The organism is Pseudomonas fortuita, assembly GCF_026898135.2.
GTDB classification, from domain to species: domain Bacteria; phylum Pseudomonadota; class Gammaproteobacteria; order Pseudomonadales; family Pseudomonadaceae; genus Aquipseudomonas; species Aquipseudomonas fortuita.
Genome location: NZ_CP114035.2, coordinates 4,326,664 through 4,339,134, shown reverse-complemented (window position 1 = coordinate 4,339,134; position 12,471 = coordinate 4,326,664). Strand labels below are relative to the sequence as shown.

The window sequence follows — 12,471 nt, the reverse complement described above, 5'->3', positions numbered from 1 at the left end:
GGGTTTTGCGGCCTTTGGCCGGTTTGTAGTGGAGTTTACACGCCACGACAGAAAATGACCCGTGAGTATTTGTCTCAGGAGTCCGGACAAGACTGTTCGGTCACTGTGAAGTTTGCTCGCTCCGGTACGTTTTTAGAGGTGCCCTTGTACCCACGCGCATCGCCGGGCTCAGCCCCAGGCGACTATCTATTCACCGGAGAGTAACGAGGAATCCATGAAGGTTCTTGTAGCTGTCAAACGAGTGGTCGACTACAACGTCAAGGTTCGCGTCAAGGCGGACAACTCCGGCGTCGACCTTGCTAACGTCAAGATGTCCATGAACCCCTTCTGCGAAATCGCCGTGGAAGAGGCCGTACGCCTGAAGGAAAAAGGCGTTGCGACCGAGATCGTCGTCGTTTCCGTCGGCCCGACCACCGCCCAGGAGCAGCTGCGTACTGCGCTGGCCCTGGGTGCCGACCGTGCCATCCTGGTCGAAGCCGCCGATGAGCTGAATTCGCTGGCCGTGGCCAAGGCGCTGAAAGCCGTTGTCGACAAAGAGCAGCCGCAGCTGGTCATCCTTGGCAAGCAGGCCATCGACAGCGACAACAACCAGACTGGCCAGATGCTGGCTGCGCTGACCGGCTACGCCCAGGGCACCTTCGCCTCCAAGGTCGAAGTCGCTGGCGACAAGCTGAACGTCACCCGTGAAATCGATGGCGGCCTGCAGACCGTATCGCTGAACCTGCCAGCCATCGTCACCACCGACCTGCGCCTGAACGAGCCACGCTATGCGTCGCTGCCGAACATCATGAAGGCCAAGAAGAAACCGCTGGAGACCGTCAACCCTGGCGATCTGGGCGTTTCGCTCGCCTCCACCAACAAGACCCTGAAAGTCGAAGCGCCGGCTGCCCGCAGCGCGGGTATCAAGGTCAAGTCGGTGGCCGAACTGGTCGAGAAGCTGAAGAACGAAGCGAAGGTAATCTAAATGACTATCCTGGTTGTCGCTGAATACGAGAACGGTGCAGTCGCACCGTCTACCCTGAACACTGTTGCCGCAGCTGCCAAGATCGGTGGTGATGTGCACGTGCTGGTCGCTGGCCAGAACGTCGGTGGCATTGCCGAGTCTGCTGCCAAGATCGCGGGTGTGGCGAAAGTGCTGGTTGCCGACAACGCAGCTTACGCACACGTCCTGCCGGAGAACGTGGCGCCGCTGATCGTCGAGTTGGCCAACGGTTACAGCCACGTGCTGGCCCCGGCCACCACCAACGGCAAGAACATCCTGCCACGCGTTGCCGCACTGCTGGATGTGGACCAGATCTCCGAGATCATCTCGGTCGAGTCCGCCGACACCTTCAAGCGCCCGATCTATGCCGGTAACGCCATTGCCACCGTGCAATCGAGCGCTTCGGTCAAGGTCATCACCGTGCGTACCACCGGCTTCGACCCAGTCGCCGCCGAAGGTGGCTCGGCCGCCGTTGAAGCGGTGGGTGCCGCGCACAACGCCGGTATCTCGGCCTTTGTCGGTGAAGAGCTGGCCAAGTCCGACCGCCCGGAACTGACCGCTGCCAAGATCGTCGTTTCCGGCGGCCGCGGCATGGGCAACGGTGACAACTTCAAACACTTGTACAGCCTGGCCGACAAGCTGGGCGCTGCCGTTGGTGCTTCGCGCGCTGCGGTCGACGCAGGCTTCGTGCCGAACGACATGCAGGTCGGCCAGACCGGCAAGATCGTTGCGCCACAGCTGTACATCGCCGTCGGTATCTCCGGCGCGATCCAGCACCTGGCCGGCATGAAAGACTCCAAAGTGATCGTTGCGATCAACAAGGACGAAGAAGCGCCGATCTTCCAGGTGGCCGATTACGGCTTGGTCGCTGACTTGTTCGAAGCGGTTCCGGAGCTGGAAAAGCTGGTCTGATCCGCCTGCTTCACTTATAAAGAACCCGGCCCTCGCATTGAGGGTCGGGTTTTTTTATGGGTTGAGGAGTGAGGGATGACGTTGCGCGGAACGGGCAGGGCGCTGGTATGCATGGCGGCGTTGGCGTCGCCGCTGGCCATGGCAGCAGGCAAGTGTGAGCGCCTGGTGGCAACCGGCAGCCCCGATGCGCCGCCCTACTCTTGGCAGGACCCGAAAGACCCGAAACATTTGATCGGTGCCAACGTGGACCTGTTGCGCCAGGTGGCTGGCGAGCTGGGCGTGAAGGTGGAGGTGCTGAATGCCGGCCGTCGCGACCAGGCCCTGGAAGAGGTGCGCAGCGGGCGTATGGACCTGCTGCTCGATACACCCATGCAGGTCGAACAGCTCACCGCGCTGGACTACATCCACCCACCCCTTCAGCTCAACGAATACCTGGTGTGGACACGCCATGACGCCGAGTTGACGTTCGATGGCCCGGCGGACCTGGCCAAATACCAGGGCAGCTTGTCCGAACGCGCGCGCCTGACCCCGGCCTTTACCGCGTTTGCCAAGGCCCAGCTGAAGCTGGTGCCGGCGCAGAACCTGACCCAGGCATTCCAGAAGCTGGTGCTTGGCCAAGTGGATTATGTGCTCGCCGGCCGCTATTCGGGCATGGCCATGGCCCAGAGCCTGGGCATGAACAATGACCTGATCGCCCGCGGCCTGCCGGTGGACCGGCCAGGTCTGTATTTGGCCCTTTCCCACAACTCGGCATGCAATGACAGCTGGTTGCGTGGGCAATTGGCAAAAAAACTGACAGAATTGCCGATCTCCGGTGCGTCCGAGGCCGTCCTGCAACGAAATGTCGAGCGCTGGAAAGCGCAATTGCAGGTGCCGGCGGACGCCCCCAAACACTAGGAAGATTGCGTGAGAACCCAACCACTAATCCTTGCCTTGGCCGTGCTCGGCCTGGCTGGCTGCGCCAATGATCCGGCCCCTGACGAGCAGATGCGCATTTCCGAACAGGCACTGGAGCAGGCCAGGGCCGTAGGTGCCACCGAGCAGGTCGAGACGCTGAAGATGGCTGAAGACAAGCTGGCCCGGGCCAAGACCAACATGCTGACCGAAGATTACCGCGATGCGCGCATGCGCGCCGAGCAGGCCGAACTGGATGCTCGCCTGGCCGAGGCCCAGGTGCTGAACCAGAAGAGCGAAGAGCAGTTGCAGCTGCTGCAGTCGCGGGTCAAGCGCTTGCGCAAGCAGCTGGAGGTGCAGCCATGATCCGCCGTACGCCATTGGCCGCGTTGGCGTTGCTGGCGCTGGCAGCAGCCTTGCAAGGTTGCGCCAGCCAACGCAGCTCTGCAGCGCTGGAGGAAGCCAGTGCCACTTTCGCCAAGGTCAAGGATGATTCCGATGTGCTGCGCAGTGCGCCGCGTGACGTGATCCGCGCGGGCGAGTCGCTGGCCCGTGCCGAGCGCCTGTCCAGCTACATCGGCACCGGTTCCGATGTGCGTCATTACGCTTACCTGAGCCAGCGTTACAGCGAGATTGCCAGTGAGCATGCCAAGCTGGCGCTGAACCAGGAGCGCCAGGCCAAGCTTGACCTCGAGCGTCAGCGCCTGCAGCTGGCTTTGCGCGAGGCCAAGCTGGCCAGCGTGCAGCAGCAGGGCAAGTGGGTCGAGTCGCAGATCGCGGCGCTGGCTTCGGAGCAAGCCGACCGTGGCCTGGTGATGACCCTGGGTGACGTGCTGTTCGATACTGGGCGTGCCGACCTGAAAAACTCGGCCAGCCGTACCGTACTCAAACTGGTGCAGTTCCTTCAGCTGAACCCGCGACGGGTGGTGCGTATCGAGGGTTATACCGACAGCACTGGCGCCGCCGAGGACAACCTGAACCTGTCCCGTGACCGGGCGCAGGCCGTGGCCGACATGCTGGTGGACCTTGGCATCGACGAAAAGCGCCTGCAGGTCGAGGGCTATGGCGACCAGTACCCGATCGAGGCCAATGCCTCTGAGCGGGGCAGGGCGCAGAACCGCCGGGTGGAGATCGTCTTCTCCGACGACAAAGGCAAGCTCGCGCCGGCGCGCTGAGTTACAGCTCCCACAGGGAATGCGTGTCAGGCGTCATTGTGGGAGCGGGCTTGTCCCGCGAAGGGGGGCGCGCGGTGCATGGCACCGGCTTTTCCGGTGTTCGCGGGGCAAGCCCGCTCCCACAAGGTCCCTGCCAGATCAAAAGCCATGTTTTTGTTGAAAGGAGGCTGGATTGCCGGGGGGGGGCCGCCAGGCAGCCCCGCTTTTTGTCGGCTTCGTCGTTTCGATAGCTGTCACGCTGTTGTATTGTCGACTATGTTGCATTCTGTCCCAGTACACTTTGCAACTGTTACGGTATCCTCTACCGTCACTGAGCCGCACAAGAACAACGAGCCTGCCGCCATGACCAACCTGCTGCTGTACCAGCGTATCGCCCAGCAACTGGCCGATGACATCCGTCGCGGTGTCTACCAGCCAGGCGAGCGTGTACCCTCCGTGCGCAAGATGAGTGCCCAGCTCAATGTCAGCCATGCCACGGTGCTGCAGGCTTATGCCAACCTCGAAGACCAAGGGCTTATCCGCGCGCGGCCGCAGTCGGGCTACTACGTGCACCAGACGCCGGCCCTGACTGCGCAAACGCCGGACATTGCCCGGGTGGAGCGCCCCGGTCTGGTCACCCGCGCCAGCATCATCCAGCAAGTGCTGACCGAGGCGCGCCGTGATGGCGTGTTCCCGTTTGGTGCTGCGGTGCCGCATGTCGACTACCTGCCGGTCCGTGCCCTGCATCAGCAAATTGCCAAGGTCACCCGCTTTCACAGCCCGCGCGCGTTCAGCTACATGTTCAGCCCCGGCTTTGAGCCGTTGCGCCGGCAGATCGCCATTCGCATGCGCGATGCTGGCGTGCTGGTCGACCCCCGTGAAGTGATCGTGACCCATGGCTGCGTCGATGCCCTGCAAATGTCATTGCGCGTGCTGACCCGCCCGGGCGATCTGATTGCGGCCGAGTCGCCGACGTATTACGGCTTGCTGCAACTGGCCGACCTGCTGGGCCTGAAAGTGATCGAAATCCCCAGTGACCCGTCCACCGGCATCAGCCTTGAAGCCTTGCAACTGGCGGCCAACCAGTGGTCGATCAAGGCCCTGGTGCTGACCGCCCGCCTGAGCAACCCGTTGGGCGGCACTGTTCCTGAAGAGCGGCAGAAGCAGTTGCTGCGCCTGGCGTCGGACTTCGACATCCAGATCGTCGAGGACGACATCTATGGCGAGTTGATGTTCGAGCAAGGCAAGACCAAGGCGCTGAAGGCATTCGACCGGCTGGACCGGGTGATCTACTGTTCAAGTTTCTCCAAAACCTTGTCCCCTGGTGTGCGCGTTGGCTGGATGATCGCCGGGCGCTATCAGGACGAGATACAGCGCCTGCAGACCTTCACCACTCATTCGGCCTGCAGCGTGACGCAGATGGGCGTGGCGGCCTACCTGGAAAATGGCGGCTACGACCGGCACCTGCGTTACATACGCCAGGAGTATCGCAAGAACCTCAGCGCCTACCAGTTGGCGGTGCAGCAGCACTTCCCGGAGGGTACCCAGATGACTCGGCCGACGGGCGGTTTCATCCTCTGGATAAGCTTGCCCGGGCGGGTCAATACCCAGGAGCTGCATGTGCGGGCGCTGGAGCAGGGCATCAGCATTGCGCCGGGGTTAATATTCAGTAACACAGAACAGTTCAATCACTGCATTCGCCTTAATTGCGGCATCCCGTGGAACAAGGAGGCCGAGCGGGCAGTGATGACGCTGGGTTTGCTGGCTCAGCAGTTGTGCAGGGAGCCTGCGCTCACACTTTTGTAAGGCTTGCCAGGCGCTTGTGGAACATGGAGCATACGCACCTTTCTTGCCAATCTGTCCATTTGCCATGAATGCTTTGCGCCGTTTTGCCCTGATCTTGTGTCTTGCACCGCTCTGCTACCCGGGCGGTCCAACCTTGGCTGCGCAGCCGGCGCAACCGGCGCAGGCAGCCCAGAGCAAGCCCGTGCAAAAAAAAGTGGCAGCCAAGCCCGCGCCGAAGCAGGTGGTGAAAAAAACCGGCAACAGCAAGACCAAGGCGCACAAACCCGTCAGTAAAGCGGTTGCCAAACCACTGCCCAAGGCAAAGCTGGACCTCAGCCTGCCAGTCGATATGGTCAATACCCTTGAGCCGGATGTGGGTACCCCGTCGCCCATCCAGCGGCGCAAACCTTTGCTGCCGCCGATGTTCACCGAAAAGCCCGAAACCAATGACAGCCCGTTCCAGCTCAATGGCCGGCTTATCAATAACGAAATGCAGCTGCAGTTGCGTAATGACAGCCGTCATGACGTGGAGGGGGCGGCGATCGATTTCGAGTATCGGCAGTAGCCGGGAACTGACTGCCGGGTCACGGCAGATTTCATCGTGCCAGCAATTTCAAACGCCTGTTTGAGCGGTTACTATCCAGGGACGTTCGTCCCGTTTTGTTCCAGGGAGTCCTGATTTTGGTGAATAGCCATGAACTGCCGTGAAGGCTGTGGTGCTTGCTGCATCGCCCCGTCCATCACGTCTGCGATGCCGCGCATGCCCAATGGCAAGCCGGCTGGTGAGCGCTGCCTGCACCTGACGGCTGCCAACCTGTGCGACCTGTTCGGCAAGCCCGAGCGGCCGGCGGTATGTGGCGGCTTCAAGGCAGATGTCGAGGTGTGCGGCAGTGACCGTGATGAGGCAATCAGGATTCTTGGCTGGTGGGAGCAGATGACGGCGGCGTGACAGGCTGGATCTTCGACAACAAGGATAAACATGATGAGATCGTTCAAGCGAATTGCACTGCTGTGTGGCGTGGGTGTTCTGCTGTCGCCTGCGGCCTGGGCCGAAAACTGGCAGGTGGCCAAGGACGAGGAGGGCATCAAGGTATCCCTCAGTGAAGTGGCCGGGTCCAAGTACAAGGCTTATCAGGGCGTCACCGTAATCAAGGCGCCGCTGGCCAAGGTGCAGGCGTTGCAGGAAGACGTGGCCGGGGCCTGCGCATGGATTCATGAGTGCAAGTCGCAGAAGCTGCTCAAGCACGAAGGTGATCAGAGCTGGACCTACACCCAGTTCAATACCCCTTGGCCGGTAACGCCGCGAGATTCGATTCTGCACGTGACCACTGTCAAGGGAGCGGACGGCAGCCTGGTGCGTAACCTGAAGGAAGAGCCGACCTATCTGCCGGAAGAGAAGGGCTATGTGCGGGTGGCCAAGGTTGAGGGCTTCTGGAAGCTGGTACCCAAGGGCGACAGCACGGAAGTGACCTACCAGGTGCACACCGAGCCGGGGGGTAGCGTGCCGGCGATGGTGGCCAACAAGTTCGTGGTGGACGCGCCGTTCAATACCCTGAAAGGGCTGCGGGAGCGGGCTGAGAAAAACTGAGGTTTAACGCAAGGCCGCTCCCGCAAGGGTCGAACTGCGGCCACCAGGACCTGGAAGAAAAAAGGCTGCCCGAGGGCAGCCTTTTGCGTTCGGCTAGAAAAGCTTACTTGCGGTCTTTCAGTGCAGTGATATCGCGTTTTTGCTCGCCGGTGTACAGCTGGCGCGGACGGCCGATCTTGTACGGGCTGGAGAGCATTTCTTTCCAGTGCGAGATCCAGCCGACAGTACGTGCCAGGGCGAAGATCACGGTGAACATGCTGGTCGGAATGCCGATCGCCTTGAGGATGATCCCCGAGTAGAAGTCGACGTTCGGGTACAGCGAGCGCTCGATGAAGTACGGATCGGTCAGGGCGATCTCTTCGAGGCGCATGGCCAGTTCCAGCTGCGGGTCGTTCTTGATGCCCAGCTCGCGCAGGACTTCGTCGCAGGTCTGCTTCATGACGGTAGCACGCGGGTCGCGGTTCTTGTACACGCGGTGACCGAAGCCCATCAGCTTGAACGGGTCGTTCTTGTCCTTGGCCTTGGCGATGAAGGTGTCGATGTTCGAGACATCGCCGATTTCATCGAGCATGGTCAGTACGGCTTCGTTCGCACCGCCATGGGCCGGGCCCCACAGTGCGGCGATACCGGCGGCGATACAGGCGAACGGGTTGGCACCCGACGAGCCGGCCAGGCGAACGGTAGAGGTGGAGGCATTTTGCTCGTGGTCGGCATGGAGGATGAAGATCCGGTCCATTGCCTTGGCCAGCACCGGGCTGATCGGTTTGATCTCGCACGGGGTGTTGAACATCATGTGCAGGAAGTTTTCCGCGTACGACAGGTCGTTGCGCGGGTACATCATCGGCTGGCCCATGGAGTACTTGTAAACCATCGCGGCCAGGGTCGGCATCTTGGCGACCAGGCGCACCGCGGAAATTTCGCGGTGTTGCGGGTTATTGATGTCCAGGGAGTCGTGATAGAACGCCGACAGGGCGCCGACTACGCCACACATCACCGCCATCGGGTGAGCGTCGCGGCGGAAGCCGTTGAAGAAGGACTTCAGCTGCTCGTGAACCATGGTGTGGTTCTTGACGGTGCTGACGAACTGGGCCTTCTGCTCGGCATTCGGCAGTTCGCCGTTGAGCAGCAGGTAGCACGTTTCGAGGTAGTCGGACTGTTCGGCGAGTTGCTCGATCGGGTAGCCGCGGTGCAGCAGGATACCTTTGTCGCCGTCAATATAGGTGATCTTCGACTCGCACGAGGCGGTCGCCATGAAACCGGGGTCGAAGGTGAAGTGACCAGTGGCCCCTAACCCGCGGACGTCGATTACATCAGGACCAACGGTGCCGGTTAAAATGGGCAGCTCGACGGGGGCAGCGCCCTCGATGACCAACTGCGCTTTTTTGTCAGCCATGTGGCCTCCTATTAATGCTTGAAATCATCAGACAGACCCCCCACGCAGGGCCCGCACCACTATAGAGGGATAAATTCAGATGTCAATTTGCCTAAAGGCTTGTTGAATCAGGCATTCAAGCCTGATTTTTCCCGAAATTCTCGCCCATTTACGCCTTTTGTTCGTTAAAGGCAATGCGCTATTTGGGCTACCCCGTCACGTTGTCATAAGCAGCCTAACTGTCTATACTCGGCACCCGACCGCCAGGGGCTTGCAAGCCCGAACTGCTGGGGGTCGCCGTTCCCTGGGTGGTGGGTACCTGACCAGTACACTTACCAACAACTTTGCCCTGATTCGCTAGGGGCTCTTCAGTGTGAAAAAAGCCGTGAAAAGCCAACGACCTGTAAACCTAGACCTAAGGACCATCAAGCTCCCTGTCACTGCATACACGTCCATTCTGCACCGTATCTCCGGCGTCATCCTGTTCATCGGCCTTGCCATCATGCTTTATGCACTGGGCAAATCGTTGGGCTCCGAGGAAGGCTTCGGTGAGGTGAAGGCGTGTCTGACCAGCCCGCTGGCCAAATTCGTGACCTGGGGCCTGTTGTCCGCCCTGCTTTATCACCTCGTGGCAGGTGTACGCCACCTGATCATGGACATGGGCATCGGTGAGACGCTGGAAGGCGGCAAGCTGGGCTCGAAAATCGTGATTGTCATCTCCGTGGTGCTGATCGTTCTGGTGGGAGTTTGGGTATGGTAACCAATGTCACGAACCTGTCGCGTTCGGGCCTCTATGACTGGATGGCGCAACGCGTCTCCGCGGTCGTTCTCGCGGCTTACTTCCTCTTCCTGATCGGCTACGTGGTCGCCCACCCAGGCATCGACTACACCCAGTGGCATGGTCTGTTCTCCAACAACGCGATGCGGATCTTCAGTCTGCTGGCCCTCGTTGCCCTGGGCGCTCACGCCTGGGTCGGCATGTGGACCATTGCAACCGACTACCTGACGCCTATGTCGTTCGGCAAGTCGGCAACTGCGATTCGTTTCCTGTTCCAGGCGGTATGCGGCGTTGCGATGTTCGCTTACTTCGTCTGGGGTGTGCAGATTCTCTGGGGTATCTGATCCATGGCTAGCATTCCAACCATCTCATTCGACGCCATCATCATCGGTGGCGGCGGCGCCGGCATGCGTGCTGCGCTGCAACTGGCTCAAGGCGGCCACAAGACTGCCGTAGTCACCAAGGTCTTCCCGACCCGCTCGCACACTGTATCCGCCCAGGGCGGCATCACCTGCGCCATCGCTTCGGCTGACCCGAACGACGACTGGCGCTGGCACATGTACGATACCGTCAAAGGTTCCGACTACATCGGTGACCAGGACGCTATCGAATACATGTGTCAGGAAGGCCCGGCTGCGGTCTTCGAACTGGACCACATGGGCCTGCCGTTCTCGCGTACCGAAACCGGCCGTATCTACCAGCGTCCGTTCGGTGGCCAGTCCAAGGACTTCGGTAAAGGTGGCCAGGCCGCCCGTACTTGTGCCGCTTCCGACCGTACCGGTCACGCGCTGCTGCACACCCTGTACCAGGGCAACCTGAAAGCCGGTACCACCTTCCTCAACGAGTACTACGCCGTTGATCTGGTAAAGAACCAGGAAGGCGCTTTTGTCGGTGTGATCGCGATCTGCATCGAAACCGGCGAAACCATGTACATCAAGTCCAAGGCCACCGTTCTGGCCACTGGCGGTGCAGGCCGTATCTACGCCTCCACCACCAACGCCCTGATCAATACCGGTGACGGTATCGGTATGGCCCTGCGTGCCGGTGTACCGGTGCAGGACATCGAGATGTGGCAGTTCCACCCGACCGGCATCGCCGGCGCCGGTGTACTGGTCACCGAAGGCTGCCGCGGTGAGGGTGGCTACCTGATCAACGCCCACGGCGAGCGCTTCATGGAGCGTTACGCGCCGAACGCGAAAGACCTGGCCGGCCGCGACGTGGTTGCCCGTTCCATGGTCAAGGAAATCATCGCCGGCAACGGCGTGGGCCCGAACAAGGACCACGTACTGCTGAAGCTGGATCACCTGGGCGAGGAAGTGCTGCACAGCCGCCTGCCAGGTATCTGCGAGCTGTCCAAGACCTTCGCCCACGTCGACCCGGTCGTCGCGCCGGTGCCGGTCGTTCCGACCTGCCACTACATGATGGGTGGCGTTGCCACCAACATCCATGGCCAGGCCATCACCATGGACGAAGAAGGCAAGGATCACATCATCCCTGGCCTGTTCGCCGTAGGTGAAGTGGCGTGCGTATCGGTTCACGGTGCCAACCGCCTGGGCGGCAACTCGCTGCTTGACCTGGTGGTGTTCGGCCGTGCAGCCGGTCTGCACCTGGAGAAGGCGCTGAGCGATGGTATCGAGCACCTCGACGCCAGCGACACCGACATCGAAGTTGCCCTGAACCGCCTGAACAAGCTCAACGAGCGCTCCACTGGCGAAGACGTTGCCAGCCTCAAGCGCGAGCTGCAGAGCTGCATGCAGAACTACTTCGGTGTATTCCGTACTGGCGAATACATGCTGAAGGGTATCGAGCAGCTGGCCGGCCTGCGTGACCGCATCGCCAACGTCAAGATCAACGACAAGTCCCAGGCCTTCAACACCGCGCGTATCGAAGCGCTGGAGCTGCAGAACCTGCTGGAAGTCGCCGAAGCTACCGCCATCGCGGCCGAAGCCCGTAAAGAGTCCCGCGGCGCTCACGCCCGTGAAGACTTCGAAGACCGTGACGACGAAAACTGGCTGTGCCACACCCTGTACTACCCGGGTGAGAAGCGCGTTGCCAAGCGTGGCGTCAACTTTGCGCCGAAGACCGTACCGGCCTTCGAGCCAAAAATCCGGACTTACTAAGGGTGGCTGCTATGTTGAAAGTCGAAGTTTATCGTTACAACCCCGACACCGACTCGGCGCCCAAGATGGAGTCGTTCGACGTCGATACCGGTGGCAAGGACCTGATGGTTCTCGATGTATTGGCGCTGATCAAGGAAAAGGACGAGGGTTTCTCGTACCGTCGCTCCTGCCGTGAAGGCGTGTGCGGTTCCGATGGCATGAACATGAACGGCAAGAACGGCCTGGCCTGCATCACCCCGCTGTCGGGTGTGGTCAAAGGCAACAAGCTGGTTCTGCGCCCGCTGCCAGGCCTGCCGGTCATTCGTGACCTGGTGGTCGATATGAGCATCTTCTACAAGCAGTACGAGAAGGTGAAGCCATTCCTGCAGAACGACACGCCGGCCCCGGCCATCGAGCGCCTGCAGTCGCCTGAAGAGCGTGACAAGCTGGACGGTCTGTACGAGTGCATCCTGTGCGCTTGCTGCTCGACCTCCTGCCCGTCGTTCTGGTGGAACCCGGACAAGTTCCTGGGCCCCGCCGCACTGTTGCAGGCCTACCGCTTCCTGGCCGACAGCCGTGACACCAAGACTCAGGAGCGCCTGGCGTCCCTGGATGACCCGTTCAGCGTATTCCGCTGCCGCGGGATCATGAACTGCGTAAACGTTTGCCCGAAAGGTCTGAACCCGACCAAGGCAATCGGTCACGTACGTAACATGCTGCTGCAAAGCGGCACCTGATACAACCTGTTGTACCTGCAGTAAGCCGAGGTGCGGGTGTTGAGCCCGCACTGAGGTAAAACCCGAACAAGGGCCCACAAAGCCCGCGTTCATACCTATGAAGATATGAGACCAGCAGGGGCTTTCCGGGCTGGTACCCGGAAAATCAGCAGGATCCAAGTGGCGTGGTT

14 protein-coding genes are annotated in these 12,471 nt (G+C 60.8%); 13 read left to right on the top strand and 1 reads right to left on the bottom strand.

The genetic code is table 11. The features are described from left to right. Positions 1-214 precede the first annotated feature (214 nt). The 9 genes from OZ911_RS20050 (at position 215) to OZ911_RS20010 (ending at position 7,315) form a co-directional block, all read left to right on the top strand. The gene (locus OZ911_RS20050; protein WP_016488290.1) at positions 215-964 is read left to right on the top strand and encodes an electron transfer flavoprotein subunit beta/FixA family protein; all 750 of its coding nucleotides are present in this window, start codon (positions 215-217) and stop codon (positions 962-964) included. Then, complete coding sequence (locus OZ911_RS20045) at positions 965-1,894, top strand: electron transfer flavoprotein subunit alpha/FixB family protein (RefSeq protein WP_016488289.1); 930 nt, start codon at positions 965-967, stop codon at positions 1,892-1,894. It abuts the gene before it with no gap. A 75-nt stretch (positions 1,895-1,969) separates the two neighbouring features. Next, complete coding sequence (locus OZ911_RS20040) at positions 1,970-2,791, top strand: substrate-binding periplasmic protein (RefSeq protein ID WP_023048067.1); 822 nt, start codon at positions 1,970-1,972, stop codon at positions 2,789-2,791. Positions 2,792-2,800: 9 nt separating this feature from the next. After that, positions 2,801-3,154, top strand: a complete 354-nt coding sequence (locus OZ911_RS20035) for a DUF4398 domain-containing protein (RefSeq protein ID WP_016488287.1) — start codon at positions 2,801-2,803, stop codon at positions 3,152-3,154. After that, the gene (locus tag OZ911_RS20030) at positions 3,151-3,963 is read left to right on the top strand and encodes an OmpA family protein (RefSeq protein ID WP_016488286.1); all 813 of its coding nucleotides are present in this window, start codon (positions 3,151-3,153) and stop codon (positions 3,961-3,963) included. Before OZ911_RS20035 ends, OZ911_RS20030 begins: the two co-directional genes overlap by 4 nt. Before the next feature lie 342 nt (positions 3,964-4,305). After that, the gene (locus tag OZ911_RS20025; RefSeq protein WP_016488285.1) at positions 4,306-5,748 is read left to right on the top strand and encodes an aminotransferase-like domain-containing protein; all 1,443 of its coding nucleotides are present in this window, start codon (positions 4,306-4,308) and stop codon (positions 5,746-5,748) included. Between the two features lie 64 nt (positions 5,749-5,812). Then, on the top strand, positions 5,813-6,292 hold the full coding sequence (locus tag OZ911_RS20020) for a hypothetical protein (RefSeq protein ID WP_016488284.1): 480 nt from the start codon (positions 5,813-5,815) through the stop codon (positions 6,290-6,292). 129 nt (positions 6,293-6,421) lie between these two features. Next, on the top strand, positions 6,422-6,676 hold the full coding sequence (locus OZ911_RS20015) for a YkgJ family cysteine cluster protein (protein WP_009684718.1): 255 nt from the start codon (positions 6,422-6,424) through the stop codon (positions 6,674-6,676). A 33-nt stretch (positions 6,677-6,709) separates the two neighbouring features. Then, entirely contained in the window at positions 6,710-7,315 is a 606-nt protein-coding gene (locus tag OZ911_RS20010; protein ID WP_031312010.1) for an START domain-containing protein, read from the top strand. 103 nt (positions 7,316-7,418) lie between these two features. Here the strand turns inward: OZ911_RS20010 and gltA are convergent, their stop codons facing one another. Continuing rightward, positions 7,419-8,708: a citrate synthase gene (gltA, locus tag OZ911_RS20005; RefSeq protein ID WP_016488282.1), complete on the bottom strand. Its 1,290-nt coding sequence runs from the start codon at positions 8,706-8,708 to the stop codon at positions 7,419-7,421. A gap of 352 nt (positions 8,709-9,060) precedes the next feature. On the opposite strand from gltA, the gene sdhC reads away from it, so the two are divergent. The 4 genes from sdhC to OZ911_RS19985 are packed head-to-tail and all read left to right on the top strand — an operon-like array spanning position 9,061 to position 12,301. Beyond that, on the top strand, positions 9,061-9,447 hold the full coding sequence (gene sdhC / locus OZ911_RS20000; protein WP_008091902.1) for a succinate dehydrogenase, cytochrome b556 subunit: 387 nt from the start codon (positions 9,061-9,063) through the stop codon (positions 9,445-9,447). Continuing rightward, positions 9,441-9,809 carry a succinate dehydrogenase, hydrophobic membrane anchor protein gene (gene sdhD, locus OZ911_RS19995; RefSeq protein ID WP_003254214.1) on the top strand — a complete coding sequence of 123 codons (369 nt, stop codon included), beginning with the start codon at positions 9,441-9,443 and terminating at the stop codon, positions 9,807-9,809. The genes sdhC and sdhD overlap by 7 nt, the downstream gene beginning before the upstream one ends. A 3-nt stretch (positions 9,810-9,812) precedes the next feature. Next, positions 9,813-11,585 carry a succinate dehydrogenase flavoprotein subunit gene (gene sdhA, locus OZ911_RS19990; RefSeq protein WP_016488281.1) on the top strand — a complete coding sequence of 591 codons (1,773 nt, stop codon included), beginning with the start codon at positions 9,813-9,815 and terminating at the stop codon, positions 11,583-11,585. 11 nt (positions 11,586-11,596) lie between these two features. Further along, positions 11,597-12,301: a succinate dehydrogenase iron-sulfur subunit gene (locus OZ911_RS19985; protein ID WP_008091906.1), complete on the top strand. Its 705-nt coding sequence runs from the start codon at positions 11,597-11,599 to the stop codon at positions 12,299-12,301. Positions 12,302-12,471 lie beyond the last annotated feature (170 nt).